Source organism: Thioclava atlantica, assembly GCF_000737065.1.
Classification (GTDB): Bacteria; Pseudomonadota; Alphaproteobacteria; order Rhodobacterales; family Rhodobacteraceae; genus Thioclava; species Thioclava atlantica.
The window spans coordinates 192,013-216,891 of record NZ_AQRC01000005.1 but is presented as its reverse complement, the minus strand read 5'-3'; the positions used below and the strand labels follow the sequence as shown (position 1 = coordinate 216,891).

26 protein-coding genes and 1 pseudogene are annotated in these 24,879 nt (G+C 63.6%); 20 read left to right on the top strand and 7 right to left on the bottom strand.

The window, feature by feature from the left end; genetic code table 11:
* Positions 1 to 5: 5 nt before the first annotated feature.
* From cybH to hypE, 13 genes are all read left to right on the top strand, one after another.
* Entirely contained in the window at positions 6 to 782 is a 777-nt protein-coding gene (gene cybH, locus DW2_RS08595) for a Ni/Fe-hydrogenase, b-type cytochrome subunit (protein ID WP_038145390.1), read from the top strand.
* Positions 783 to 1,102: 320 nt separating this feature from the next.
* Positions 1,103 to 1,735: a HyaD/HybD family hydrogenase maturation endopeptidase gene (locus DW2_RS08590; protein WP_038145388.1), complete on the top strand. Its 633-nt coding sequence runs from the start codon at positions 1,103 to 1,105 to the stop codon at positions 1,733 to 1,735.
* A complete protein-coding gene (locus tag DW2_RS08585; protein WP_038145386.1) occupies positions 1,735 to 2,055 on the top strand; it encodes a HypC/HybG/HupF family hydrogenase formation chaperone in 321 nt (106 codons plus the stop codon). Before DW2_RS08590 ends, DW2_RS08585 begins: the two co-directional genes overlap by 1 nt.
* A 10-nt stretch (positions 2,056 to 2,065) precedes the next feature.
* Positions 2,066 to 2,482 (top strand): thioredoxin domain-containing protein, encoded by a 417-nt coding sequence (locus tag DW2_RS08580; protein ID WP_078569979.1) that lies wholly within the window; start codon positions 2,066 to 2,068, stop codon positions 2,480 to 2,482.
* A gap of 4 nt (positions 2,483 to 2,486) precedes the next feature.
* Entirely contained in the window at positions 2,487 to 3,317 is an 831-nt protein-coding gene (locus DW2_RS08575) for a hydrogenase expression/formation protein (RefSeq protein ID WP_038145385.1), read from the top strand.
* The gene (locus DW2_RS08570; RefSeq protein WP_038145384.1) at positions 3,314 to 4,153 is read left to right on the top strand and encodes a [NiFe]-hydrogenase assembly chaperone HybE; all 840 of its coding nucleotides are present in this window, start codon (positions 3,314 to 3,316) and stop codon (positions 4,151 to 4,153) included. Before DW2_RS08575 ends, DW2_RS08570 begins: the two co-directional genes overlap by 4 nt.
* On the top strand, positions 4,150 to 5,034 hold the full coding sequence (locus DW2_RS08565) for a hypothetical protein (RefSeq protein ID WP_038145382.1): 885 nt from the start codon (positions 4,150 to 4,152) through the stop codon (positions 5,032 to 5,034). Before DW2_RS08570 ends, DW2_RS08565 begins: the two co-directional genes overlap by 4 nt.
* Complete coding sequence (gene hypA, locus DW2_RS08560) at positions 5,027 to 5,368, top strand: hydrogenase maturation nickel metallochaperone HypA (RefSeq protein WP_038145381.1); 342 nt, start codon at positions 5,027 to 5,029, stop codon at positions 5,366 to 5,368. The genes DW2_RS08565 and hypA overlap by 8 nt, the downstream gene beginning before the upstream one ends.
* Complete coding sequence (gene hypB / locus DW2_RS08555; protein WP_038145380.1) at positions 5,368 to 6,267, top strand: hydrogenase nickel incorporation protein HypB; 900 nt, start codon at positions 5,368 to 5,370, stop codon at positions 6,265 to 6,267. Before hypA ends, hypB begins: the two co-directional genes overlap by 1 nt.
* Positions 6,264 to 7,739 (top strand): sigma-54-dependent transcriptional regulator, encoded by a 1,476-nt coding sequence (locus DW2_RS08550; RefSeq protein WP_038145378.1) that lies wholly within the window; start codon positions 6,264 to 6,266, stop codon positions 7,737 to 7,739. Before hypB ends, DW2_RS08550 begins: the two co-directional genes overlap by 4 nt.
* Positions 7,739 to 8,026, top strand: a complete 288-nt coding sequence (hypC, locus tag DW2_RS08545) for a HypC/HybG/HupF family hydrogenase formation chaperone (protein ID WP_038145377.1) — start codon at positions 7,739 to 7,741, stop codon at positions 8,024 to 8,026. The genes DW2_RS08550 and hypC overlap by 1 nt, the downstream gene beginning before the upstream one ends.
* A gap of 5 nt (positions 8,027 to 8,031) precedes the next feature.
* On the top strand, positions 8,032 to 9,174 hold the full coding sequence (hypD, locus tag DW2_RS08540) for a hydrogenase formation protein HypD (protein ID WP_038145376.1): 1,143 nt from the start codon (positions 8,032 to 8,034) through the stop codon (positions 9,172 to 9,174).
* 116 nt (positions 9,175 to 9,290) lie between these two features.
* Entirely contained in the window at positions 9,291 to 10,310 is a 1,020-nt protein-coding gene (hypE, locus tag DW2_RS08535) for a hydrogenase expression/formation protein HypE (protein WP_038145374.1), read from the top strand.
* 235 nt (positions 10,311 to 10,545) lie between these two features.
* Here the strand turns inward: hypE and DW2_RS08530 are convergent, their stop codons facing one another.
* From DW2_RS08530 to DW2_RS08505, 6 genes are all read right to left on the bottom strand, one after another.
* The gene (locus DW2_RS08530; RefSeq protein ID WP_202900103.1) at positions 10,546 to 11,085 is read right to left on the bottom strand and encodes a hypothetical protein; all 540 of its coding nucleotides are present in this window, start codon (positions 11,083 to 11,085) and stop codon (positions 10,546 to 10,548) included.
* A 12-nt stretch (positions 11,086 to 11,097) separates the two neighbouring features.
* Positions 11,098 to 11,391, bottom strand: coding sequence for a DUF1330 domain-containing protein (locus DW2_RS08525; RefSeq protein WP_038145373.1), 294 nt, complete (start codon positions 11,389 to 11,391; stop codon positions 11,098 to 11,100).
* 269 nt (positions 11,392 to 11,660) lie between these two features.
* On the bottom strand, positions 11,661 to 12,734 hold the full coding sequence (locus tag DW2_RS08520; protein WP_051855696.1) for an AbrB family transcriptional regulator: 1,074 nt from the start codon (positions 12,732 to 12,734) through the stop codon (positions 11,661 to 11,663).
* Positions 12,735 to 12,742: 8 nt separating this feature from the next.
* The gene (locus DW2_RS08515; RefSeq protein WP_038145372.1) at positions 12,743 to 14,260 is read right to left on the bottom strand and encodes a tripartite tricarboxylate transporter permease; all 1,518 of its coding nucleotides are present in this window, start codon (positions 14,258 to 14,260) and stop codon (positions 12,743 to 12,745) included.
* Entirely contained in the window at positions 14,260 to 14,727 is a 468-nt protein-coding gene (locus DW2_RS08510) for a tripartite tricarboxylate transporter TctB family protein (RefSeq protein ID WP_038145371.1), read from the bottom strand. The genes DW2_RS08515 and DW2_RS08510 overlap by 1 nt, the downstream gene beginning before the upstream one ends.
* A 90-nt stretch (positions 14,728 to 14,817) precedes the next feature.
* The gene (locus DW2_RS08505) at positions 14,818 to 15,816 is read right to left on the bottom strand and encodes a Bug family tripartite tricarboxylate transporter substrate binding protein (protein WP_238321294.1); all 999 of its coding nucleotides are present in this window, start codon (positions 15,814 to 15,816) and stop codon (positions 14,818 to 14,820) included.
* 128 nt (positions 15,817 to 15,944) lie between these two features.
* Between DW2_RS08505 and DW2_RS08500 the strand changes: the two genes are divergently transcribed.
* Together DW2_RS08500 and DW2_RS08495 are read left to right on the top strand one after the other, a co-directional pair.
* Positions 15,945 to 16,619 (top strand): response regulator transcription factor, encoded by a 675-nt coding sequence (locus DW2_RS08500; protein ID WP_038145369.1) that lies wholly within the window; start codon positions 15,945 to 15,947, stop codon positions 16,617 to 16,619.
* Positions 16,600 to 19,032 carry a sensor histidine kinase gene (locus tag DW2_RS08495; protein WP_051855693.1) on the top strand — a complete coding sequence of 811 codons (2,433 nt, stop codon included), beginning with the start codon at positions 16,600 to 16,602 and terminating at the stop codon, positions 19,030 to 19,032. The genes DW2_RS08500 and DW2_RS08495 overlap by 20 nt, the downstream gene beginning before the upstream one ends.
* 124 nt (positions 19,033 to 19,156) lie before the next feature.
* On the opposite strand, the pseudogene DW2_RS19355 reads toward DW2_RS08495, so the two are convergent.
* Positions 19,157 to 19,363, bottom strand: a pseudogene (locus DW2_RS19355) (IS3 family transposase); the annotation flags it as partial.
* Positions 19,364 to 19,455: 92 nt separating this feature from the next.
* On the opposite strand from DW2_RS19355, the gene ytfQ reads away from it, so the two are divergent.
* The 5 genes from ytfQ to DW2_RS08465 all read left to right on the top strand — a co-directional run bounded on the left by ytfQ (position 19,456) and on the right by DW2_RS08465 (position 24,792).
* Positions 19,456 to 20,406: a galactofuranose ABC transporter, galactofuranose-binding protein YtfQ gene (ytfQ, locus tag DW2_RS08485; protein ID WP_038145366.1), complete on the top strand. Its 951-nt coding sequence runs from the start codon at positions 19,456 to 19,458 to the stop codon at positions 20,404 to 20,406.
* 87 nt (positions 20,407 to 20,493) lie between these two features.
* Positions 20,494 to 22,005, top strand: a complete 1,512-nt coding sequence (locus DW2_RS08480) for a sugar ABC transporter ATP-binding protein (protein WP_038145365.1) — start codon at positions 20,494 to 20,496, stop codon at positions 22,003 to 22,005.
* Positions 22,002 to 23,069, top strand: coding sequence for an ABC transporter permease (locus tag DW2_RS08475; protein WP_051855689.1), 1,068 nt, complete (start codon positions 22,002 to 22,004; stop codon positions 23,067 to 23,069). Before DW2_RS08480 ends, DW2_RS08475 begins: the two co-directional genes overlap by 4 nt.
* Positions 23,066 to 24,058, top strand: a complete 993-nt coding sequence (gene yjfF / locus DW2_RS08470; protein ID WP_038145363.1) for a galactofuranose ABC transporter, permease protein YjfF — start codon at positions 23,066 to 23,068, stop codon at positions 24,056 to 24,058. Before DW2_RS08475 ends, yjfF begins: the two co-directional genes overlap by 4 nt.
* The gene (locus DW2_RS08465; protein ID WP_238321293.1) at positions 24,004 to 24,792 is read left to right on the top strand and encodes a FadR/GntR family transcriptional regulator; all 789 of its coding nucleotides are present in this window, start codon (positions 24,004 to 24,006) and stop codon (positions 24,790 to 24,792) included. The genes yjfF and DW2_RS08465 overlap by 55 nt, the downstream gene beginning before the upstream one ends.
* Positions 24,793 to 24,879: the final 87 nt, after the last annotated feature.

Sequence of the window (24,879 nt, the reverse complement as noted above, 5' to 3'; positions counted from 1 at the left end):
GGGCGATGGAGGACACGATCCACACGCCAAACCCCAAGGCGACAGGGGCCTTCGAGGCCTCCCGCCTGACCGGCGACGCGACCGAGGAAGATCTCGACTCGATCCGCCGCCGGACTTCCGTCTATGTCTACGAGGCGCCCGTGCGCCTCTGGCACTGGCTCAACGCGCTGATGATCACGGTGCTGATCGTGACCGGTTTCCTGATCGGCGCGCCCCTGCCGTCGCTGCAGATCGGCGAAGCGACCGAGCAATTCGTCATGGGCTATATCCGCTTCGGCCATTTCGCGGCGGCGCAGGTCCTGACGGTGATCTTCTTTGGGCGCATCTACTGGGCCTTCGTGGGCAATCACCACGCCCGCCAGCTGTTCTACGTGCCGGTCTGGCGCAAGCGCTGGTGGAAAGAGCTGGGGCACGAGCTGCGCTGGTATGCGTTCCTCGAAAAGACGCCGAAGAAATACGTCGGCCACAACCCGTTGGCACAGCTTGCGATGTTCTTCTTCATGACGCTCGGGATCACCTTCATGCTGATCACCGGCTGGGCGCTCTACGCGGAAGGCGCGGGGCAGGGCTCTTTGCCCGATACGCTGATGGGCTGGGTGCTTGGCCTCGTGCAGAACTCACAGAGGCTGCACACGCTGCACCATTTGGGAATGTGGGCCATCGTGATCTTCATGATCGTGCACATCTACGCGGCGATCCGCGAGGACATCATGAGCCGTCAGTCGATGGTTTCCACGATGATCTCCGGCCACCGGACGTTTAAGGACGATCGTATCGAGTAACGGTTCGTGCGGTGGTAGGGCGAACGGGCGCGGGGCAATCCGCGCCCGTTCTGCATTCTGGCGCGGATTCGAGCTGTTTCCAGCGTTGCGCTGCCGGTGGAAGATTGCATTGCGAAAAATTCGCTTAGGTGGAAATATAGTTTCCACATTGGTGGCTTTGATAGTGGCGTAGTTCCAAAGAAAATTTCGTAAAAACAATGGCTAGACAGATTGTCGCAGTTCCGCGCGATTTCCGTGAAACCCGCCCCTCTGCAAAGCCTATTGTCGATTCGAGGCGAGGATGGCAACGCGCTTGCCGCCTCGGGGAGAGGGAGGAAATCATGTCGGATTTTGCGCCGGACCGGGTGCTCGTTCTGGGTATCGGGAACGTTCTTTGGGCGGATGAGGGCTTCGGCGTGCGCTGCGTCGAGGTGATGGCCGAGACCCGCGCCGTGCCGGACAACGTCAAGCTCCTGGATGGCGGCACGCAGGGCCTGTATCTGCTGCCGTTTCTTGAAGAGGCCGATGCGCTGATCGTCTTCGATGCGATCGATTTCGGGCTGGAGCCGGGTGAGATGCGGGTGCTGCGCGACGACGACGTGCCCGCCTTCATGGGCGCTAAGAAAATGAGCCTGCACCAGACCGGCTTTCAGGACGTGATCGCCACCGCACAGCTGATGAACCGTTGCCCGGCGAAGCTGACGCTGATCGGCTGCCAGCCGGTCGAGCTGGAGGATTACGGTGGCGGTCTGCGCCCTGCGGTCGCCGCCCAGATCGAGCCCGCGATCCGCGAATGCGAAGCCGAACTGGCGCGCTGGGGTATTTCGGTCGCGGCAGGCGTGACGCAGGCCGATGACCTTGCCGATGCCTCGATCCGTCGTGGCGCGTACGAAGGGGGCCGCCCGACCGAGGGCGAGGCCTGCCGGATGGGCGATCACCGCTTCTTCCCCGGCGCCGAGAAGGTCCGTGCCTGATGTGCGTCGGAATCCCGGTTCAACTGGTGGCGGTCGATGGCATCCGCGGCGAGGTTCTCGAAGAGGGGCAGCCCGGCATCATCGATTTGTCGCTGACGCCCGACGCCAAGCCCGGCGACTGGCTTTTGGCCTTTCTCGGGGCTTCTCGCGAGGTGATCACCGAGGACGAGGCGACCAAGATCGCGGCCGCGCTTGGCGGGCTGCGGGCCCTGATGCAGGGCGGCGATCTGGGCGATGCTTTCGCCGATCTCGACGCCCGCGAGCCGCAACTGCCGCCCCATCTGCAAGCCGCGCGCGATGCCGGCAAAACGACTGCCTGAGGAGAGACACATGCACGATTTCGCAATGCCCGATACTGCCCAGCCCTCGGGCGCGATGCACCCGCTGGTAACCCGCCTGATCGACGAGATGGGCTATCCGCTTCTGGCGAACATGTCCGATGTGGCCGAGTTCACCGCGCGTCCCGGGGCGCATTGCCTGTTCATTCCGGGCGACGCCAAGCGCAACCTCGAGACCCCCGACGCCGCCGTGGTGCTGCCGGAAATCCGCATGGCCTTCCAGCACGCGTTCGACTGCGCGGTGGTGGGCGATGCGATCGAGACCGAGCTGCGCCAGCAGACCCGCGCGCTGAAAGCCCCCGGTTTCCTGTTCTACCGCGAGGGCGAGTATCTCGGCGCGATCGAGAAGATCCGCGACTGGGACGATTACGTCGCCCGCACCTCTCATATCCTGACCGCGAAAGGCTGAGACGATGGTTTCCAATTTCCACCTTCCGCCCATGGGCTTCGGTCCCGGCTCGCAACCCGAAGACGAGGATGCGCAACTCGAATACATGCAGCTCCCTTCGGGTATGCGCACCTATTCGGCGCATATGCCTGACATCGACGACCCTTCCAGCGTGACGCCAGCGCTCAAGACGCTGGCCGATGTGGCGAAGGCCTGCGGGGCGGCGGCGCAAGGCGGCATGGCGAGCTTCGATCTGAGCCATCTCGACGCGGAGAACCGCGCGCTCATCGCAGAGACGATGGGGCAGGGCGAGGTCGCGATGAAGATCCGCGGTATCCCGGCGCTCGCCGTGCAGGAGTCGGTCTTCGCGGGCGTCTGGATGATCGCAGGGTCGGGCGTCGACAAGATCGAGGTCGGTCCGGTCCCCTCGGCGGCGCTGAGCCGCGCCTTCGAGCCGTTCCGCAAGGCCGAAGGCAAGACCCATCCGCGCGGTCCGGGCGTTGTGAATGCGCCGGCGCTGATGGCCGAACTGGAGGATAAATCGGGCAGTTTCATGGGTGGCGAGCCGCATGTGGTGAACCTGACCCTGCTGCCCCATACCGAGGAAGACCTCGTCTGGCTGGATGCGGCGACGGGCGAAGGCGCGGTGACGATACTGTCGCGTGGCTACGGCAATTGCCGCGTCACCGCGACCGGGCTGCCCCATGTCTGGCGGGTGCAGTTCTTTAACTCGATGGACACGCTGATCCTCGACACGTTCGAAGTGACCACGATGCCCGAGGTGGCGATCGCCGCGAAAGAGGATCTCGTCGACTCCGCCGAGCGGATCGTCGAAGTGCTGGAGGCGATCCGATGAGCGTCGCGGGGTTCGAGGGAAGCTACATGGGCGCCAATGACCGGATTTCCGATCAGGCGATCATGGAATGCAAGATCTGCTGGACGCCTTACGATCCGGCGGAGGGCGACGATTTCCGTCAGGTCCTGCCCGGCACGCCGTTCTCAATGCTGCCCGAGGACTGGCATTGCCCCAATTGCGACGCACCGAAAGAGCAGTTCATGGTGCAGACCGATCCGGGCGCGCCCGCGATGCTGGAGGCGCGCCGGATCGAGGAACAGGTGGCCAAGCTCACGGCCGATTTCCGTGAGGTCTGGCATTCGAAAATGCGCGACGTGCCCTTGGTGAACAAGGCGCTCTCGGTCGAGCCGGTGGGCTTCGTCTCGCACGAGGGGCGCGGACTCGGCGTGCTTGTCAGCCCGTGGTTCATGAACCTGATCATGTTGCCGCGCGAGGACGAGGACTGGTCGACGCTGGTCCCCGGCGCCAAGGAAAACATCGACTTCCCGTCCGGCACCTATGAGTTCATCCATAACGTCCGCGAGATGGGCGGCGGCTACAAGGCGTGTTCGCTTTTCTCGCCGATGGGCGATTTCCAGACGCAGATGCAGGCGACCGATGTCGCCCGCGCGATCATGATGGAGCTGTTCAAGGACGAGAACCGCGCCGAGACGGATCGCAAATCCGAAATCCGCGCCGGTCGCGAGGCCGAACTTGCCGCGGTCGAGGAGGCCGAGGCTGCGCAGGCGGCGGAAGATGCGCGCGTCGAGGAGATGGCGCAACCGACCCGGCGCAAGCTGATCTCGGCCGGTCTGGCCGAGGATGCGCCGCGCGACGAGGCGGATGACGCGGAATGACCCAGACGCTCGGCATAACCATCGCGCGCGACGGCGCTCGGCTGAAGGCGGTGCTTGCGCTGCCCGTGCCGAGCCCGGTTGAGGCGATGATGCTGGGCAAGACCCCCGAAGAGGTCGCGGAACTGATGCCCCGCCTGTTCAACCTGTGCGGCATGGCGCAGGGCCTCGCGGTGCGGCTGGCGACGGGGCTGGAGACTGCCGGATGCGACCCGCGGCGCGAGATTTTGCGCGACCATCTCTCCAAGCTATGCCTGCGCTGGCCCGCGCTGATTGAACACGACCCGATGCCGCTGCCCGCGGATTGGTCGAAGGGCGGCGCGGCGCTGCAGCGCTGGATCTGGGGCGGTGCGCGGCCCGCGCGGCTGGCGGACTGGCTGAGTTCCGGTGCGGGGATCAGTCCGCTTCTGGCCGCGATCGCGGAGCGCTTCGCGCCGGGCGAAGCGGTGGCCGATCTGCCCGACCTGTCGCAGCCTTTGTCGATGGTGCCGCAGGAGAATTCCGCCGCTGGACGGGTGCGCGACGCGGATCTGATGCGTCAGGCTGAAGCGCGCTACGGGCGCGGGCCGCTGTGGCGGGCGCTGGGGCGCGTGGTCGATCTGGATCGGCTGTGCTTCGATGCGCCACCCGCGCGGCGGATCGCGCCGGGCGTGGCTTCGGTCGCGGCGGCGCGGGGCGCCTATACCTTGCAGGTCAGACTGAGCGGCGGTCGTGTGAGCGCGCTCACGCGGATCACGCCGATCGACCATCTGACCGTGCCGGGTGGGATGTTGCAGCGCAGCTTGGAGACCCTGCCCGCAGAGAAAGCGTCTTTGGCAAGCTTGGTTGTGGACATACTCGATCCCTGCGTGCCAGTTCTGATGCGGGAGGTCGCCGATGCATGAGATGTCGATCGCCGAAGGCATCCGCGGCGTGATCGAGAATGCGGCCAAGGCCAACAGCTTTTCGCGCGTGACCACGCTGCGGCTCGAAATCGGACGCTTCGCAGGCGTCGAAAAGCACGCGTTGGAATTCGCCTTCGACGTGGTGATGCGCGGCTCGCCCGCGGAAGGTGCGGAATTGCAGATTATCGACATTCCCGGCAAGGCGCTCTGCTATGATTGCGCGGAGACTGTGGAAATCGAACATCGACTGGACCCTTGCCCGAACTGCGGCGGCGGCAAATTGCTCGCGCAGGGCGGCGAGGAGATGCGGATCAAGGATATGGAGGTGCTCTGATGTGCACGGTGTGCGGATGCAGCGGACATAGCGTGGAAGATCAGTTCCGCGCCCATCTGGAAAAGAGCGGTCAGGCTGCGCCGAAAGCGGCGCCTCTGGCGGTGCTCGCGCAAGCGGCCCCGGCGCCGCCTGCACCCGCGCAGGGTCATCATTCTCACGATCACGCCCACCACCACGACCACGGCGATATCCATATCGGCCTTGGGGCGGCAGGCACCGAAGTGCCGGGCATGAGCCAGGAACGTCTGATCGAGATCGAGACCGATATCCTGTCGAAAAATAACGATTTCGCCGGGAAGAACCGGGCGCGACTGGCGCAGAAGGGTATCTTCGCAACCAACCTCGTCTCCTCTCCCGGTTCGGGCAAGACCACGCTTCTGTGCCGCACGATCGAGATGCTGGGCGATGCGCCGCTCGCCGTCATCGAGGGCGACCAGCAGACGACGAATGACGCCGACCGCATTCGCGCTACAGGCGCGAAGGCCATTCAGGTAAACACCGGCAAAGGCTGCCACCTCGACGGGCGCATGGTGGAAACCGCGCTGGACCGGCTCGCGCTGCCCGAAGGGTCGCTGCTGTTCATCGAGAATGTCGGTAACCTCGTCTGCCCCGCCGCCTTCGATCTGGGCGAGGATGCGAAGGTCGCGATCCTCTCGGTCACCGAGGGCGAGGACAAGCCGCTGAAATACCCGGACATGTTCGCCGCCGCCGGTCTCGCGATTCTCAACAAGACCGATCTGGCCCCCTATTGCGATGTCGATCTCGACCTCTACGAGGCCAATATCAAGCGCGTGAATCCGGAGATCGAGGTGCTGCGCGTCTCGGCCCGCACGGGCGAGGGGATGCAGGCTTGGCTCGATTGGCTCAAGCACGGGCTCGACCGGAAGGCCGCGTCATGACCGGCTCGACCCCGGCCATCCTCCTCGTCGATGACGAGCCCCATTCGCTTCAGGCGATGAAAATGGCGCTCGAGGACGAGTTCGAGATTCTCACCGCGCCGGGGGCTGAAGAGGCGATGGCGGTGCTCGAAGAGGAATGGGTGCAGGTGATCTTCTGCGATCAGCGCATGCCCGGCCGCTCGGGGGTCGATTTCCTCACCGAGGTGCGCGAGCGCTGGCCCGAAACGGTGCGCATCGTCATCACCGGCTATACCGACAGCGCTTCGATGGTGGCCGCGATCAATGATGCGGGCATTCACCAGTTTATCGCCAAACCCTGGCATCCCGAGCAGCTTCTGGCGGTGGCTCGCAATTCCGCGCGGATGTTCCAGCTGTCGCGCGAGAACGAGCGGCTGACGCTGGAGATGCGGTTCCTTAACTCGACCACCGAGACGCGGGTCGAGAAGCGGCGTCGGTCCTTGCGCGGGGGGATGGGGTTCGAGACGATCCTGCGCGCGCCCAATTCCGCGATGAACGCGGCGGTCACTCTCGCGCGACAATATGCCAGCTTCGACGTGCCGGTGCTCATGACGGGCGAGCCGGGCACGGGCAAGACGCAGATGGCCCGCGCGATGCATTACGGCTCCCTGCGCTCGGAGAAGCCGTTCTACGAATTGAATATTTCCGGCATGCCGGAAGATCTCGCGATGGTCGAGCTGTTCGGCGCCAAGCGCGGCGTGCTGCCCGGTGGCGTGGCCAAGATCGGGCTGGCGCAGAAAGCCGATCGCGGCACGCTCTATCTGGCCGGGATCGAGGGCGCGTGCCCGGCATTGCAGCTTGCGCTACACCGGATGCTGCGCGACGGGGTCGTGACCCCGGTGGGCGGGCAGGAGGCGGTCTCGACCAATCTGCGACTGATCGCGGGCGCGTCGGGCGACCTGCGCGCAGGCGTCGCCGAGGGGCGGTTCCGCACCGATCTTTACTATGCGTTGAGCCTTGGCGAGATCGCGATCCCGCCGCTGCGCGCGCGGCGGGGCGACGTGGCGATGCTGGCGCAGGCGATCCTTTCGGAGGTCGCGACGAGCCACGGCAAGCCGGTGATGGGGTTCGAGGCGGCGGCGCTGGAATTTCTGGAGAATTACGACTGGCCGGGCAATCTGCGCGAACTGACCAACGAGGTCACGCGGATGCTGATCTTCGCGCAGGACAACGTGCTGGGCGCAGAGCTGATCTCGCGCCACATCCTGCAGGCCGATCCATCGGATGAGGGCGCCGATCGCGCCGCCGAGGACGTGATGACCGCCGAGGGCACGCTCAAGGACCGGATCGAGCTGATGGAGATGCGCATCCTGCGCGAGACGCTTACCCGCAACCGCTGGAACAAGAGCCGTGCGGCGGCCGAGCTGGGCCTGTCGCGCGTGGGCCTGCGGGCGAAACTGGATCGTTACGGCATCGCCGACCCGTCGGTGGCCACCGAGGAGGAGAGTGACTGATGTGTTTGGGTATTCCGGGCCAGATCGTGGCGATCACCGATGAGACGCGCCAGATGGCGATGGCCGAAGTGTCGGGCGTGCGCCGCGAAGTGAATGTGGCCTGCGTGGCCGAGGGCGCGCTGGAGGGGCTCGTGGGGCAATGGGCGCTGATCCATGTCGGTTTCGCAATGAGCCTGATCGACGAGGACGAGGCCGAAAAGACGCTGGAAGCGCTGCGCGATCTTGGCGAAGCGCAGGAGGCGCTGGAACAGATGGCCGCGGGCGATGCCGCGCTGGCAGGGGAGTGAGGCAGATGAAATTCGCATCCGAATTCCGCGATCCGAAAGCCGCCAAGGTGCTGCTGGCCGAGATCGCCAAGGTGGCCGACCGGATCGGCGCGACGAAGGACAAGCCCGTCCACATCATGGAGGTCTGCGGCGGGCATACCCATTCGATCTTCCGCTACGGGCTCGACAAGCTGGTCCATGAGGGCATCGAGTTCATCCACGGCCCCGGCTGCCCGGTCTGCGTCCTGCCGCGCGCGCGGGTCGATGAATGCATCGAGATCGCCGAGCGTCCGGGCGTGATCTTCACCACTTTCGGCGATGCGATGCGCGTGCCGGGCACGAAGAAATCGCTTCTGCAGGCGAAGGCCGATGGCGCGGATATCCGCATGGTCTATTCGCCGCTCGACGCGCTGGAGCTGGCGCGCCGTAACCCGGAGCGCGAAGTGGTGTTCTTCGGGTTGGGGTTCGAGACCACGACCCCCTCCACGGCGCTCGCGATCCAGCAGGCCGCGCGCGAAGGCTTAGGCAATTTCAGCGTGTTCTGCAACCACATCAAAGTGCCCGAGCCGATCAAGGCGCTCTTGGACGATCCGCATATGTGCCTCGATGGCTTCATCGGGCCCGGTCATGTCTCGATGGTGATCGGGATCCATCCCTACGATTTCATCGCGCAGGATTACGGTAAGCCGCTTGCAGTGGCCGGGTTCGAACCGCTCGATCTGCTGCAATCGGTATTGATGGTGCTGCGTCAGATTGCCGAAGGCCGCGCCGAGGTCGAGAACCAATATGCCCGCGTCGTGCCCGAGCATGGCAATCCGGTCAGCCTTGCCGCGATTGACGATGTCTACGAGACGCGACCGTCGTTTGAATGGCGCGGCTTGGGCGAGATCGACAAGTCGGGGCTGCGCATCCGTGCGCAATACGAGGCCTATGACGCCGAGGAGAAGTTCGGCATTGGCTATGCCACCGGGCGGCGCGAGGTCGAAGAGGCCGAGGGTTGCGCCTGCGGGCAGGTGATGACGGGGCGGACGAAGCCGGTGGACTGTCCGCAATTCGGGCGCGGCTGCACGCCGGAAATGCCGCTCGGTGCGCTGATGGTGAGCTCAGAAGGGGCCTGTGCGGCCTATTGGCAATATGGCGGCGCGCGCGCCGTCGAGCCGGCGGAGTAGGGCGGGGCTCCGCCCCCGTCGCCGGAGGGCGACAGTGATTGAGGGAGGAGGGGGCTCCGCCCCTGCGGCTTTGCCGCTCCCCCGGGGATATTTGAACCAAGGCGAAGGTAGGTAGAATGGCTCTGCGCGACGAGCGGGTGACGCTGGCCCATGGCGGCGGCGGCAAGGCGATGCGGGATCTGATCGAGGAGGTGTTCACCTCGGTCTTCGCGCCGCCCGGCATGGAGGATCAGGCGCGGCTGCAGGCCGAGGCGCTGGCCGAGCCCGGCGCGCGGCTGGCCTTTACGACCGATAGCTATGTCGTCACGCCCATCGAGTTTCCGGGCGGCGATATCGGCAAGATCGCGGTTTGCGGGACGGTGAACGATCTGGCGGTGGGCGGCGCGAAGCCGCTCTGGCTCTCGGCGGCCTTCATCATCGAGGAAGGCACCGAGATCGCGCTGTTGCGCCGGATCGTGGCGACGATGGCACGCGAAGCCGAGGCTGCCGGCGTGAAGATCGTCACCGGCGATACCAAAGTGGTCGGGCGCGGGGCCTGTGACGTGGTGTTCGTCACCACGGCAGGCGTCGGCGTGATCCCCAGTGGGGTCGAGATGGCCGCAGGGCTGGTCGCGCCCGGCGATGTGGCGATCGTCAACGGGGTGCTGGGCGATCACGGCGCGACGATCCTCGCCGCGCGCGGCGATCTGGCGTTGTCGAGCGCGATCGAGAGCGATTGCGCTGCCTTGGGGCATCTTATGGCGGATGTGCTGGCCGCAGCGCCGGGCGCGAAGGCCGCGCGCGACTTGACGCGGGGTGGGTTGGCCTCGGCGCTCAATGAGATTGCGGAAACCGCGGGCTGCGGCATCGAGATCGTCGAGGACGCGCTGCCGCTGCGCACCGAGGTGGTGGGGATGTGCGAAATCCTCGGGCTCGATCCTTTGTATCTGGCCAATGAGGGGCGGCTGGTGGTTTTCGTGCCTGAGGCCGAGGCAGAGGCGGCGCTGGCCGCGATGCGCGCGAGACCCGAGGGATCCGGCGCGGTGATCGTGGGCCGCGCGGTCGAGGGGCACAAACAGGTGCGGATGACGACGGCGTTCGGCGGTCAGCGCATCGTCGATATGCTGGTAGGCGAGCAGTTGCCGCGTATTTGCTAGGGGGGCATAAGCAGGCCGCTTAGCGTTGCGGCGTCGACGCTAAGCGTTGCCTTGTCGAACCTCGCATAGCCAATGAGCGGCCCACGCCGCAGTGAAGGAAGCCGGGCTTCAGGTCCCGCGGGACATTTCGGTGCTCGCCCATGACGATGGACTCGAACATTACGACCTGGACGCGTTCGATCCACCGATTGGCAGCAAGCGCTCCGAACTCGGTGCGGCTTGGAGCGCTTTGGCTTCAACATTCGATCGCCGTATCACGCATCCCGATATTGAGCCCGTCGCTACTCTGCAAAGCGATAAGCCGCGCGGGGAAAAGCTTCCCAAGCAGAGCGTCCGTCGAGAAGGGAGAAATGCCCTGATCTGCCAAGAATGACTGGACATCGCGAGCTTTCTGCGGAGTCAACGCTTCGTCGGGCACACGCGACAGGTCCTCCGGAAGTCCGCTATCTGTTATTTTTGCGCAGACGTCGCGGATGGTATTTGCGTCCGCCATGAACAGGTCCCAGAGATGCAGCTTGGGATCGAAGCTGCTCAGCTCTTCGCGCGCAGTCTCAACCGTCTGCGCATCGACACCGCGAAGCGTGATCATGCCCTCGTCGGCCATGCTATTTCGTAACCGGTCCCAACCCAGTTGCGCCGGATCATCACTCGAAAAGGTGCGGGCGTGGACCACCGCGCCAGGCATGTCCATGAGCTCGGCCACCTGCTCATCCCTGGCTTTTTGAAGCGCCTGTATCTTTTCATCGCCGAAAAAGGGAGACAGGACAGCAGTCATTGCCAAGACATCCTATGCCAATTTATCGACCAAGATCGCATTGAGCGTTGAACCTGAGCGACGCAAGGTGGCAAGCTCTTGGAATTCCTGAGAGTTCCAAAAACCTTTGGCACAACTGCGGTCTGGAAACTCGATGATGAACGCAGCATCAGGAAGCGCGTTCTCACCTTCCATGTTCTCGGGGTTGCCGCCTCTCGCCAGAAACTGTCCATTATGCTGCTCTACGACGTCGGGTATCTTCGAGAAATACTCGTCCATCCAGTCTCGACTGTGAATTTGCATCTGGCCGATAATGAAGGCTCCCATTCTCGCACCTCTTGTCGCTGAGGGGGATCGTTAGAGAAATACGCCCCATCAAACTCCCAGTGATGTCAAGCCACGCAAAACTCCGTGGTGTGTTCGGTGCGGGTCAAAGATCGGACATTTTGACTTGCGGCAGCGTAACACGATTGCCTCCTTGGGCGGAGCAGTTTGTCGCCAATCGCTGCAGACGCGACAAAAGCCCGCCATGGTCCGCGGTTTTGACGCTTGCGTGGCGAAGCCGCCTCGAAGATTGAAAACTGGAGGAGTTCAACTTAGGCCTGCCCACCGCTCTCGTCGTTGTCGCGCCCCCAATTGTCTCGCCTCCGACTGCGGGACAGGAAGACCGGAACCAGCACCAGCAGGATGAGGATCCGGGCGAAGTGATGCGCGGCTACAAAGGCCGGGTCATATCCCAGCGCAAGGCCGATTGCGGCCATCGCCTCGACCCCGCCCGGCGCATAGGCAATTAGGATTTGGCCCAAGGGAAAGCCGGTGAGCGCCCGGATGATCAGCGCAAAGGCGACCGCCATGCCAAGCGCCATGCCGACAACGACCGCGCCGGCTCCGACGAGCTTCATTGCCAAACGCAGATCTACCTTGCTGATCTGTGTTCCGAGAACCGCACCTGTGACAGTGAACCCAAGGAAGATCATCCACGACGGAGCCGCGCCATGCACGAGACCAGCGCCATGTGAGAGGCCGCTTAGCAGGATGCCAGTCAACAGGCAGGCGGCAGAGACGCCCTTCCGGCCCGCGTAGCGCCCGAGCGGCAGGCCGAGGAACAAGAGGCCCACCAGCGCCAGCAACGACATCGCGGAACGCGTCACGGAAGACGACGGGTCCGATGCCCCGAGGAACGATGCAATCGGGGGCACTAACGTGACGAGGATGATCAGTCGCATCAATTGCAGCATCATTACAGCCGAGGCGTCACCTTTCCCTTCCACGGCGATGGCCACCGCATTGGACATTGTGCCAGGCGAACTCGCCAATACGGCAGTCTGCCAGTCGATCCCGAAGACCTTCCGCAATAGCATGCTGCTCGCCGCCATGGTCGTCACGAGCGCCATCGAAAGGCCGAGCAGGCTCACCGACCAGCCCGGCAGATGCGGCACCACCGAGGCGTCAACACCTGCACCGAGCGATATGCCGATCACGAGGAAGGCAAGGTCGCGCGCGATGGCCGGCACAGCGACGTTCTGACCGAGCGCCGCCAGCATCGCCACCGTCAGCATGGCGCCGACAAGCGCGCCGGCCGGAATGCCCAGAAGGGCGGCAAGCGCCGCCCCCCCGAGCGCGGCGAGACCCGTGAGCCCCGCCACTTGCAAGTCGTTGCGCAACAGCATTCCGGGCACTAGTGCATTGCGGCTTCGCGCGCTGCCGCAGCGCGGGCGCGGCGCCCCAGCCAGAGCGGCAGGATCACGACCAGGAGCGCCAAACCGTAGAGCAGCAGGCTCTTCCAGTTCGACAACAGGATGCTCCAGTCGCCGCCGGAGATCGACAGGGCGCGCCGCAGATTGTCTTCGAAAAGCCCGCCAAGCACGAAACCGAGGATGATTGGCGCCAACGAAAAGTCGAGCTTGCGCAGAAACCAGCCGAATATCCCCAGCCCGGTGATCATGAACAGGTCATGCGGATTTCCGACGATCGTGTAGATACCGATGAACGCGAGGATTGCGATCAGCGGCGTAAGGTAATGCTGCGGGATCGTCAGCATCCTGGCGAAGAGCCCGACCAGCGGCAGGTTAATCACCAGCAGCGCGACATTGCCGACATACATCGAAGCAACGAGGCCCCACGCCACTTCCGGGCGCTGCGCGAACATCATCGGGCCCGGCTGGATGTTGAACATCAAGAGCGCTCCCAGCAGGATTGCCGTGGTGCCCGAGCCAGGAATGCCCAGCGTCAGCATCGGCACCATCGAGCCACCGGCGGCTGCGTTATTCGCCGCCTCGGGGGCCGCGAGGCCGCGCACGTCGCCGGTGCCGAAGGTCCCATCCTTGTCGCTGATCCGCTTCTCCGTGCCATAGGCCACAGCGGAGGCGACCGACGCGCCGGTGCCGGGGAGGATGCCGATGAAGAAACCGATCACCGAGGCGCGGGCGATGGTCCATTTCGTCGCCGCCAGATCGGCCATCCGAACGAAGCTCTTGTCCACCGGCAGCGACTTGAGGGTGCCGCGGGCCTGGTGCTCGACCAGCGTCAGCAGCTCCGCCATGCCGAAGAGGCCGACGACAACGATCAGGAAGTCGATACCGGCAAGGATGTCCGGCAGGCCGAACGTGTAGCGCGGCACGCCGGTATTGGCGTCGATGCCGATGGTCGCGAGCATCAGGCCGATGGTCGCGCCCAGTAGCGTCTTGACCGTGCTCTTGCCGACCAACGAAGCCAGCGAAGCGAATGCGAAGACCATCAATGCCACGTAGTCCGCTGGGCCGAAGGTCACCGCGAAGCCCGCAAGCGCTGGGGCAAAGAGCGACATGAGGATTACCGCGAAAGTGCCGCCCGCGAAGGAGGCAACAGCCGAGAGAGACAGCGCTCGGCCGGCTTGACCCGCGCGCGCCATGGGGTTGCCGTCGAGGGTGGTCATGACTGCGCCCGCGTCGCCCGGCACGTTGAGCAGGATGGACGAGATGCGCCCGCCATACTCGGCACCGTAGTAGATGCCGGCAAGCAAGATCAGTGCGGACTCAGGCGCGAAGCCAAGCCCGTAGGCGATGGGCAGCAAGATCGCCACACCGTTGATCGGCCCGAGACCGGGCAACGCGCCGATCAATGTGCCGACAAAGCAGCCAACCATCACGAGCATGAGGTTGAACGGGTCGAGCGCGACCGAAAAGCCGGTCGCAAGACCGGATAGAACCGTATCCATCAGCTCTCTCCTTGTTGGCTGATTTCGAAGAGCGGCGCGATCAGCTCGCCTTCGGGGAGGTTGAGGTCCATCAGGGTGACGCAGAGCAGGTAGCCCGCGATGCCTGCTACCACGCCGAACCCGAGCGCACGCAGTTTCGTTGCGCCGAGCATGGCCGAGACAATCGTGCCGAAGAGGATCGTCGACAGGATGAAACCGAGAGGCTCGTAGAGCTCCGCATAGCCGAAGAGCAGCGCCACGGCAGCGGTCAGGCGAAACCATACGTGCCGCGTCACGTCGAACGCCTCTTCGTCAGGCTTCCACAAGATAATGAGCAGGCACAGGATCGCGACGACCGACAGGATGCGCGGCCAGCTTTCCGGGCCGAGCGGGTCGTATTGGAAAGGTGCCTTGATCGCGGTGAAGGCGATGACCGCGTAGCCGAGGGTCACAACCAGAAGCACCGCCGCAAAGATGCGGTTGGCCATTCCAGGCCTCCTATTTTCAGGGATGTGGCGGGTGTGTGATCAGGGCCGAGGCCATTTTGGAACCCGGCCCTGCGCGCTTTCCGCAAATGTTTACTGGACGAGGCCAGCTTCAGTCGCGATCTCGCGCAGCGTTTTCATGCGCTCTTCGATTGACGCGCTCAACTCTTCGCCGGACATATTGAGCGGCAAGAGGCCCTTGTCGTGCTGAATTTTCGCGAATTCTTCTGTGCCGTAAGCCGCGTTGAAGGCATCGACCCACTTCTTGTAGTCCTCGTCCGAGGTTTTGCCGCCCATATAGAAGCCACGCAGGATCGTCCATTCGACGTTGTAGCCCTGCTCCTTCGCGGTCGGGATCTGGTCGAAGGGGGCGTCGAGGCGCTCCGGCGAAAGGACCGCGAGAATGCGCATGTCACCGCTTTCGAGATAGGGCACCATTTCGCCTACGTCGCCGGTGTATACCTCGATCGAGCCGCCAAGCAGTGCCGCGATCGCGTCGCCGCCGCCATCGAAGGCCACGTAACGCATCTGCATCGGCGTGCCGCCGGCCTCGCGCATCAGCAACGCGCCCTTCATCCAATCCTGCGAGCCGACCGAACCGCCGGCGCCCACAACCACGCTCTGCGGGTCGCTGCTCAGGTCGTCCATCACGTCCTTCAGGTTTTTGTAATCGCTGTCGGCGCGAACCACCACTGCGCCGAAATCTGCGCCGGCGGTCGCGACCCAGCGCACGGAATTCTCGTCGAAGGCGCCGTATTTACCGGTGATGATGTTGAGCAGCGAGCCAGTGGAGAAGGCGACGATGGCGCTGCCGTCATCGGCCCGGTTCGTGTTGAACTGGTTGAATGCAACGGCGCCGATGCCGCCGGGCATGAAGTTGACCTGCACCGGGCTCGAGACATGCGGAGCAAGGCCGGTCTGAGCCACGCGGCAGGTCAGGTCGAAGCCGCCGCCCGGGTTGGCCGGAGCCACGCATTCGGGGTGGTCGATAACGCTCTGGGCGAAAGCTGGGGCCGCGAAGCCAAGAGCGCAGACAAGCGCGGTCGAAAGACGCTTAAAGTTCATATGATCCTCCCTAATATCAAAGCCCATCGGGCATCCCCGCTTATGCGCCATCAAGCCTGTGCCGATGCTGACGCGAAACTGACAGGATGCTGACTTGACCGCCGTAGCGTCGATGCTCGCTTCCGGGCCCGATCCAAAGGCGCTACTGTCGCGCCATGCGAATGCTTTTGGTGGAAGACAATGACGAGCTTGCCGAGACGATCCTCGATCGTCTGCGGAGCGAGGGCCATTCCGTAGATCGCGAAATCAACGGCGACGAGGCCAATGATCTTCTGCGCTTCTCTTCCTTCGACATCGTATTGCTCGACATCAACCTGCCCGGACGCAGCGGCTACGAGGTCTTGCGCTCGATGCGCTCGCGCGGGGACGCGACGCCCGTGATCGTGCTGACCGCCCGGAGCGAAATCGACGACCGCGTCGTCGGACTCGATGCCGGCGCCGATGACTACATGATCAAGCCCTTCGACTTCCGTGAATTGTCGGCACGCTGCCGAGTTCTGGCCAGGCGCCGCGCGGGCGCGTCGAGCAATACATTCAGTGCAGGGAACTTTCGCTTTGACCGCGCCGCCAAGCAGGCCCATGTCGACGGTCGTCAGCTGGAGCTTCGGGCGCGCGAAGTGCAATTGCTGGAGATCATGATCGACAATCTCGGCCGAATGCTGACCAAGGAGGAGGTGGCCGACAAGCTCTATACCTTCGATGAGACACCGAGCCTCAATGCGGTCGAACAGCTCGTCACGCGACTGCGCCGCAAGTTGGAAGGCGCGCAGCTGATCATCAAGACCGCGCGGGGCCTCGGATATATCGCCTATGTCAACGACGACGATTGAGGCCCGGCGCGGGCATTCGCTCAAACGCCGCCTGCTTGCCGGGATGGCCGCGGCCTTTCTGCTGCTGCTCCTGCTGATTTCATTGCTGCTGTGGAACTACGCGAAGGCCGCGTCGAACCGCACCTATGATCTGCTGTTGGCGGGGGCGGCGCTTTCGGTGCTCGAACGGGTCTCCTACAATTCCAGAGGGCCGACGGTAGACCTTCCGCAATCCGCGATGGACATCCTTGCGCTGGCCCCCGATGACCGTGTGGTCTACCGGGTCTTTTCGCCGAGCTACGGTGAATTGACCGGCACACCGGAACTGCCCAAGCCCAAGGATCTCAAACCGTCGGTCGATCCGGTGTTCTACGACGCGAAACTCGACGAGGGGTTCCGGTTCGTCTACCAGGGCCGTCAGATTACGTCGACCAACGGCAGAGAGTGGGTTTTCGTCCAGGTCGGGCAAACTCTCAACGCCCGCAAATCCCAGCGCGACACGCTGTTTCTATACGGAATGGCCGGGCTTGGAGGGGTTTCCCTGATCGGGTTGGCCTTCGTCTGGCTTGCGATACGCACCGCGCTCGCGCCGCTGCGGGCTATAGCCGAGACGCTACACGCCCGCACCCCGCGCGACCTGTCGCCAATCGAGGGCGACCCGCCGCTTGAAATTTCCGACCTCTTCCGGGCAATCAACAGCTTCATTGCCCAATTGGGGCGCAGCCGCGCCCTGACCGAGAGCTTCATAGCGGATGTCGCGCACCAGACCCGCACGTCGCTTTCGGCGTTGCAAGGGCAACTCGAATTGGCGGCCGACGCCAAGGAACCGGAGCGCATGCGGGACCGGGTCGGTCGCGCCGAACGGCAGGCAGAGCGCACGGTGCAGCTGACCAACCAGTTGCTGGCCAATGCCATGGTGATCCACCGCTCGGACGAAACGCATCTCGAGCCCATGGACCTGCGCAGGCTCGTGCGGGACACGCTCGCCGAGCTGCTGCGCGAGCGGCGGTTGCGCAACGTGGTGATTTCTCTCGAGGAGGCCAACTTGCCCTCTGGTTCCGCTCCGATCCGGGGCGACGCGATCTCCATCCGCGAGGCATTGCGTAACCTCATCGACAACGCGGTGCGTCATGGTGGGCCGGACAACTCCATTCTGATAGAACTCGATGCGGATGCGGAAACCGTGTGGCTCGCGGTGTCAGACGCCGGTCCGGGCATTGCGCCAGCCGATCGGGCGCGAGCGATCGAGCGTTTTACATCGATCAACCGTAAGACCGCAGGATCCGGGCTGGGACTCGCGATCGTGCGCTCGGTGGCCGAGGGCCATGGCGCGCGGCTGGAGCTCGGAGATTCGGCCCTCGGTGGCTTGAGGGCCACCATTGCCTTTCCACGGCTTCTGACGTGCATTCTGCTCTCTTTCCTGATGATGCTTCCGGCGGCTCCGTCGTCGGCTCGCGATCTCGTGATCCATGCGGCAACCGATCCGGGAGCGATCCAGCCTCTTGTCGACGCATTCGAGGCGCAAAACCCGGGTTGGAATGTAATCTACAGAGAATATCAGACGGTTGATCTCTATCAGGAAGTGCTCAATGGCAAACCGGGCGCGCCGGCCGACGTTGTCATCTCCTCGGCCATGGACCTTCAGGTCGACCTGGTGAACCGCGGGCTGGCCCGAAAGCTGTGGATCCCGGACACTTTGCTTCCGCCGGGCTGGGCGCGTTGGCGCTCGGAGCTCTTCGGCTTCACATGGGAGCCGGCCGCCATCATCTACGACAAACGGGTCCTCTCCGAAAAAGACTTGCCGACCAGTCATCCAGACCTCGTCGCATTTATACGTAAGAACGAAGCCAAGCTACGCGGCAAGATTGGCGGCTACGACCTACGCAGATCAGGCATCGGCTATCTCTTCGCGACGCAGGATACCATCCAGAGCGTGCAGGCGCAGCGCCTGACAGAGGTGCTCGGGCGGGCCGGAGCACGCAGCTATTGCTGCACCTCGGAGATGCTCGACGGCATCGCTTCGGGAGAGTTATCCATGGCGCTCAACGTTATCGGATCCTACGCGCTGAAACGCGGCCCAGATGCCGCCAATGACAATATCGGCGTGCACTTTCTCGAAGATTACAATCTCGTGATGTCGCGGACCGCGCTGGTTCCCAAGACTGCACCCGAGCCGGAGATGGCCGAGAAATTCGTCACCTTCCTGCTTTCTGTCGACGGTCAGGCGATCATCGCAGAGAAAACACCGCTCATTCCCCTTCATCCTGAACGCGGCGGTCTCATCGCTCAGGGCGATCTGCCGCTGTCTGGAAATCCAAGCTTTCTTCCAATTCGTCTGGGTCCGGGACTGCTGACCTTCCTCGACAAGATCAAGCGCGACGCGTTCCTGCACAGCTGGATATCGAGCTTCGGCGATGATGGTTATAACCCTTGAAGTTGGCGCACCCGGTTTACAGAGCCGTGGGGGAGGCCGTCGATGGCAACATGAGCTGGGTTATGTCCCGCTTCATCGCGGAGGTGCCCGTGAATAGCCCCGATTTCGTAGACGCCTTCGTGTCTCAGTTTCTGCGCCGCTCGAAGTCGACGGACGACAGCATTCCGTTCCGGGCGTGTTTGCGCTTTGGATTGTTGAACATCTCGATGTAGTCGAACACATCCTGTCCGGCTTATTCGCGTGTTCGGTAGGTCCGTCTTCTGATCCGCTCACGCTTCAACAGGTCAAAGAAGCTCTCAGCGACCGCGTTATCATGTAAATCAGTCCGACGCTCACAGCCCGAGAAAACGGAGCCCTGTTTACAAATATAATAAAGTAATACTTAATGGCGTTGGTTGGAGGACCGACTCAAGGGAGGAAATTATGAAACTACTCAAAACTTTGCTTGTGACTGCCGCGACATTGCTGCCCGTTTCCGGCTATGCGCAAACGGTTGGCTTTTCGCAGATCGGATCGGAATCCGGCTGGCGCGCTGCGGAGACCGCGGTAACGAAGGAGGATGCGAAGCAGGAGGGCATCACCCTGAAGTTCGCGGATGCGCAGCAGAAGCAGGAAAACCAGATCAAGGCCCTTCGCGGCTTCATCGCCCAGGGCGTGGATGCCATCTTCCTCGCGCCGGTAGTGGCCACGGGCTGGGATGAAGTTCTCGGAGAGGCGAAGGATGCCGACATTCCCGTCATCCTGCTCGACCGTAAGGTCGATGCCCCCGACGATCTTTACATGACCGCCGTCACTTCGGACACGGTCCATGAGGGTAAGGTAGCGGGCGAATGGCTCAAGGATGCCGTGGACGGAAAACCTTGCAACATCGTCGAGCTTCAGGGCACGACGGGCGCGTCCGTCACCATCGACCGCAAGAAGGGGTTCGCGGACGCGATCGACGGCGCCTCGAACCTGAAGATCATTCGCAGTCAGACCGGCGATTTCACCCGCGCCCAAGGCAAGATCGTCATGGAAAGCTTCCTCAAGGCCGAAGACGGCGGCAAGGACATCTGCGCCCTCTACGCACATAACGACGACATGGCGCTTGGTGCGATCCAGGCGATCAAGGAAGCAGGTCTGAAGCCGGGCAAGGATATCAAGATCGTCTCGATCGACTCGGTCCCGGACATGCATCTCGCCATCGCGCATGGTGAATCGAACGCAACTGTGGAACTCACCCCCGACATGGCCGGTCCCGCCTTCAAGGCGCTCAAGGCCTACTGGAAGGACGGCACCATGCCGCCGAAGTGGATCCAGACGAAATCCACGCTCTACACCCAGGACTCCGACAACATGGCGGCGTATGACCGCAAAAAGGACCTGGGCTACTGATCTCCTCTCTGCCGGGCGCAACGGGTTTGCGTCCGGCCTTCCGAGCGGCGCTCGGGAGGGATAGGCTTTCAGAGGGGGAGAGATGTCATGCCAACAGATATTACGCCCGTGCTGCACGCCACGGGTATTTCGAAATTCTTTCCGGGCGTCATTGCGCTCGATGATGTCGAGCTGACGCTCTATCCGGGCGAGGTCCACGGGCTTCTCGGCGAGAATGGCGCGGGGAAATCTACGCTGATCAAATGCCTAACCGGCGCCTACGCGCGCGACGGCGGCAAGATCGAACTCGACGGGGTGGAGATCAGCCCGCGCGATCCGTTGTCGAGCCAAGAGGCCGGGATCGGCACGGTTTATCAGGAGGTAAACCTTCTGCCGAACCTCAGCGTCGCCGAGAACCTGTTCCTGGGCCGGCAACCGCGCCGTTTCGGGATGATCGACCAACGCAGAATGGTAAGGGACGCCCGCACGATCCTGTCCGAATACGGGCTGGACATCGACCCGGCGCGACTGCTTTCCAGCTATTCGATCGCAGTGCAGCAGATCGTGGCGATCGCGCGGGCGGTCGAGCTGTCGGGCAAGGTGCTGATCCTCGACGAACCGACGGCGAGCCTCGATCGCGACGAGGTGCAGTTGATGTTCTCGGTGATCCGACGGTTGACCGGGCGCGGACTCGCCGTGGTCTTCATTACCCATTTCCTCGATCAGGTGCAGGCCATCTGCGACCGGGCGACGATCTTGCGCAACGGCTGCGTGGTGGGAACGCTGAAATTGGCCGAGGCCTCGCGCACCGAGATCGTGACGATGATGCTGGGGCGGCAACTGGAAGAAGTGACGAGCCGCGCCGATCGCGGTGTTCCGGGCGACGTCTTGCTTTCGCTCGAGGAGTTCGGTCGTCGCGGCAGCATCGAGCCGTTCAGCATGGAGATCCGGGAAGGTGAAGTGGTGGGGTTGGCAGGATTGCTCGGATCGGGTCGGAGCGAGACCTGCAATGCCGTCTTCGGCGCCGATCCCGCGGATCGCGGTGAGGCGAGGCTGCGGGGCGATCCGCTGCGCCTTTCGAACCCGCGCGCAGCGATCAGGCATCGCTTCGCGCTCTGCCCCGAGGATCGCAAGACCGACGGGATCGTGGGCGATCTGTCTGTGCGCGAGAATATCATCCTGTCGCTGCAAGCACGGCAAGGCTGGTTCCGGCCCCTGCCGCGCGCCCGCATCGAGGAAATCGCAGAGCATTACGTTCAGGCCCTGGATATCCGGCTCGCCAGCCTCGACACGCCGATCCGCCTGCTTTCGGGCGGCAACCAGCAAAAGGCGCTGCTCGCGCGGTGGCTGGCAACCGATCCCGCCTTCCTGATCCTCGACGAGCCCACGCGCGGCATCGATGTCGGCGCGCACGCCGAGATCATCGCGCTGATCGAACGCCTTCGCGCGGACGGCATGGCGCTTCTGGTCGCCTCGTCCGAGATGGAGGAGCTCGTCGCCTATTCGACCCGCGTCATTGTGCTGCGCGACCGCAAACAGGTCGGTGAACTGCGCGGGGACGAAATTTCGCCTGCCGCGATTGTGCGTGCGATCGCTGCGGAAGAGGAGGAGGTCGCATGATCCGCGCAACGCTTCGTCGGGTGGCACCGCAAATCTTTATCCTTGGGCTCGTCCTTCTTCTCAACTTCTTGCTCTCGCCGGGTTTCTTCAAGGTCGAGATGCATCAGGGGCGCCTGTTCGGGAACCTGATCGACGTGCTCAATCGGGGCGCGCCGGTAGCCCTTCTGTCGATCGGCATGACGCTGGTGATCGCGACGCGCGGCATCGATCTCTCGGTTGGGGCGGTGATGGCGATCGCGGGCGCGGTGGCGGCCTCCGTCGTGACCGAAGGGTCGCACTGGCTCGTGGCGGTGTTCGCGGCGCTTGGCGCCGGAGCGCTCTGCGGGCTGTGGAACGGGGTGCTGGTGGCTATCTTCCGCATTCAACCGATCGTTGCAACACTCGTTCTGATGGTGGCGGGGCGCGGTATCGCACAACTCCTGACACATGGCGCGATCCTGACATTCAACGATCCTGGCCTCGTGCGTCTGGGTGGCGGCACGATCTTCAGTGTTCCCACGCCGATCTGGCTCTGGATCGCTTTGGCACTGATCGTCGGCATCGTCGTGCGGCGCAGCGCGCTCGGCCTGCTGATCGAAGCCACAGGCATCAACGAGCGCTCGGCGCGGCTCGCCGGTATCAATGCCCGGGTTCTTCTGGTCGCGGTCTACCTTGTCGCGGGGCTTTGCGCCGCGATTGCCGGGATCGTGGTGGCGGGCGACATCCGCGGCGCGGATGCCAACAATGCCGGCCTATGGATGGAGTTGGACGCGATCCTCGCGGTGGTGATCGGGGGCAACTCGCTGCTCGGCGGACGGTTCTCGATCACCGCCTCGCTGCTCGGGGCGCTGATCATCCAGTCGGTCAATTCCGCGATCCTGCTGTCGGGCATGCCGGTGGAGTTCAATCTGGTGATCAAAGCGCTTATAATCATCGCCATCCTCGTCATCCAGTCGCCGCGCATAAAACACTCACTCTATCTGCTGCGCGCGTCGTCCGGAACGCAGCCCCCGGTGGAAAGGCCATCCGCGCCACGCAGGAGATCCGCCGGCACCGAGCGAATTACCGAAGAGGGTAGGACATGAGACATTCGACGAAGCTTCCGCTCTACATCACGATCGCGACCTTCCTGCTCGCCTACGCGCTCTGCATCGCACAGTTTCCGTCGATGCTCTCGACGCGGGTGGTGGCGAACCTGCTGACCGACAATGCCTTTCTCGGCATCACCGCGGTCGGCATGACATTCGTCATCCTCTCGGGCGGCATCGACCTCTCCGTCGGCTCGGTCATCGCCTTCACCGGAGTGTTTCTGGCCGTCGTGCTGCGCGACACGTCGATCCACCCGCTCGTCGCCTTCGTGCTGGCGCTCGGCATCACCACCCTCTTCGGCGCGGTGATGGGGGCGATCATCCACTACCTCGAGATGCCCCCCTTCATCGTGACCCTCGCGGGCATGTTCCTGATGCGCGGGTTGGCCTACGTGCTCTCGACCGAGTCCGTCCCGATCGATCACGAGTTCTACGACTGGCTTCAGTCGCTTTACTGGAAGGCGCCGGGCGGCGGGCGGTTTCGACTGATCGCGGGGATCATGCTTCTGGTGTTCCTCGGCGCGATGATCGTCCTGCACCGGACCCGGTTCGGGCGGAATGTCTATGCCCTCGGCGGATCGGCCCAGACCGCGCAGTTGATGGGCGTCTCCTGCGCCCGCAGCACGATCATGATCTATGCCGTTTCCGGCGGGCTGGCGGGGCTGGCGGGTATTGTCTTTTCGCTCTATACCTCGGCCGGATATTCCTTGGCGGCAGTCGGAACGGAGCTCGATGCCATCGCTGCGGTTGTCATCGGGGGCACGTTGCTGACCGGGGGGAGCGGTTTCGTCGCAGGGACTTTCTTCGGTATCATGATAATGGGGCTCATTCAGACCTACATCGTATTTGATGGCACATTGTCGAGTTGGTGGACCAAGATCGTGATAGGCATATTGCTGTTCACGTTCATCATGCTGCAAAAGGGACTTGCTTGGGTAACGACGGGACGCATCCCGCGGGCGAGCGCATCCGCCGCGCAATCATGAACCTCGCCACGGCGGGCGGTCTAGCGGATCGCGCTTCGAACCACACTGCTTTCGTCGTGGACCGGCTGGGGCTGTCCATCGTGTCCGGCGAATATCCCGAGCGCACGATGATCCCGCTCGATCCCGATCTCGAAGAGCTCTTCGGGGTATCGCGGACCGTCATCCGGGAAGCGAAGAAAACGCTGATCGCGAAGGGCCTGCTGGTTTCCAAGGCGAAGGTGGGCACGCGCGTCTGCCCGGCCACGGAATGGAACATGTTCGACCCGGACGTGCTGCGCTGGCACACGATGCAGCGACGCCCGGATTCCTTTCTGGCCGACATGTTCGAGATGCGCCTGATCGTCGAGCCTTCCGCTGCGGCTCTCGCAGCCGAACGCGCCGATGCGAGCGGGAATGCCGCCTTGTCGGCGCATTGCGATGCGTTGGAGGCTGCCGCGAGCCGCGGTGAGTTCGCGCTCGCGGATCTCGATTTTCATCGCCAGATCCTGCATCTGTCCGGCAACCGTTTTCTCCAGTCGCTCGGCGATCTCGTGCAGACCGCGCTCTATTCGCTGTTGGCGAGCGAGACCGAGGACCAGCAGCGCGGACCGTCGGAAATGGCCGAGGTCGTCGCCCTTCATCGCGCAATCGTCAGGGCCGTCGAGAACCGCGAGCCCGACGCCGCGAAGAAAGCGATGGAGGCAGTGCTGCAGGGGGCGCGAGACGAACTCCTGCGCTCCCGTGGGATGACCTGAATTCTCTGACGCGAGAAGCGCCGCCCCACTGACCCGGCGCCGGCGTTGCGGGCATCGGGCGGGGGAAGCGCATTCGGCAAATTGGCC

Excerpts from the sequence above, each read along its gene's own strand:
- DW2_RS08475 (WP_051855689.1), top strand. The coding sequence starts at position 22,002 with ATGATCCGCGCAACGCTTCGTCGGGTGGCACCGCAAATCTTTATCCTT.
- DW2_RS08495 (WP_051855693.1), top strand. The coding sequence starts at position 16,600 with ATGTCAACGACGACGATTGAGGCCCGGCGCGGGCATTCGCTCAAACGC.
- DW2_RS08530 (WP_202900103.1), bottom strand. The coding sequence starts at position 11,085 with ATGACTGCTGTCCTGTCTCCCTTTTTCGGCGATGAAAAGATACAGGCG.
- ytfQ (WP_038145366.1), top strand. The coding sequence starts at position 19,456 with ATGAAACTACTCAAAACTTTGCTTGTGACTGCCGCGACATTGCTGCCC.
- hypB (WP_038145380.1), top strand. The coding sequence starts at position 5,368 with ATGTGCACGGTGTGCGGATGCAGCGGACATAGCGTGGAAGATCAGTTC.
- yjfF (WP_038145363.1), top strand. The coding sequence starts at position 23,066 with ATGAGACATTCGACGAAGCTTCCGCTCTACATCACGATCGCGACCTTC.
- DW2_RS08565 (WP_038145382.1), top strand. The coding sequence starts at position 4,150 with ATGACCCAGACGCTCGGCATAACCATCGCGCGCGACGGCGCTCGGCTG.
- DW2_RS08505 (WP_238321294.1), bottom strand. The coding sequence starts at position 15,816 with ATGGGCTTTGATATTAGGGAGGATCATATGAACTTTAAGCGTCTTTCG.
- DW2_RS08525 (WP_038145373.1), bottom strand. The coding sequence starts at position 11,391 with ATGGGAGCCTTCATTATCGGCCAGATGCAAATTCACAGTCGAGACTGG.
- hypC (WP_038145377.1), top strand. The coding sequence starts at position 7,739 with ATGTGTTTGGGTATTCCGGGCCAGATCGTGGCGATCACCGATGAGACG.
- DW2_RS08480 (WP_038145365.1), top strand. The coding sequence starts at position 20,494 with ATGCCAACAGATATTACGCCCGTGCTGCACGCCACGGGTATTTCGAAA.
- hypD (WP_038145376.1), top strand. The coding sequence starts at position 8,032 with ATGAAATTCGCATCCGAATTCCGCGATCCGAAAGCCGCCAAGGTGCTG.
- cybH (WP_038145390.1), top strand. The coding sequence starts at position 6 with ATGGAGGACACGATCCACACGCCAAACCCCAAGGCGACAGGGGCCTTC.
- DW2_RS08500 (WP_038145369.1), top strand. The coding sequence starts at position 15,945 with ATGCGAATGCTTTTGGTGGAAGACAATGACGAGCTTGCCGAGACGATC.
- DW2_RS08550 (WP_038145378.1), top strand. The coding sequence starts at position 6,264 with ATGACCGGCTCGACCCCGGCCATCCTCCTCGTCGATGACGAGCCCCAT.
- DW2_RS08510 (WP_038145371.1), bottom strand. The coding sequence starts at position 14,727 with ATGGCCAACCGCATCTTTGCGGCGGTGCTTCTGGTTGTGACCCTCGGC.
- DW2_RS08570 (WP_038145384.1), top strand. The coding sequence starts at position 3,314 with ATGAGCGTCGCGGGGTTCGAGGGAAGCTACATGGGCGCCAATGACCGG.
- DW2_RS08585 (WP_038145386.1), top strand. The coding sequence starts at position 1,735 with ATGTGCGTCGGAATCCCGGTTCAACTGGTGGCGGTCGATGGCATCCGC.
- DW2_RS08580 (WP_078569979.1), top strand. The coding sequence starts at position 2,066 with ATGCACGATTTCGCAATGCCCGATACTGCCCAGCCCTCGGGCGCGATG.
- DW2_RS08520 (WP_051855696.1), bottom strand. The coding sequence starts at position 12,734 with ATGCTGTTGCGCAACGACTTGCAAGTGGCGGGGCTCACGGGTCTCGCC.
- hypE (WP_038145374.1), top strand. The coding sequence starts at position 9,291 with ATGGCTCTGCGCGACGAGCGGGTGACGCTGGCCCATGGCGGCGGCGGC.
- DW2_RS08575 (WP_038145385.1), top strand. The coding sequence starts at position 2,487 with ATGGTTTCCAATTTCCACCTTCCGCCCATGGGCTTCGGTCCCGGCTCG.
- DW2_RS08515 (WP_038145372.1), bottom strand. The coding sequence starts at position 14,260 with ATGGATACGGTTCTATCCGGTCTTGCGACCGGCTTTTCGGTCGCGCTC.
- hypA (WP_038145381.1), top strand. The coding sequence starts at position 5,027 with ATGCATGAGATGTCGATCGCCGAAGGCATCCGCGGCGTGATCGAGAAT.
- DW2_RS08590 (WP_038145388.1), top strand. The coding sequence starts at position 1,103 with ATGTCGGATTTTGCGCCGGACCGGGTGCTCGTTCTGGGTATCGGGAAC.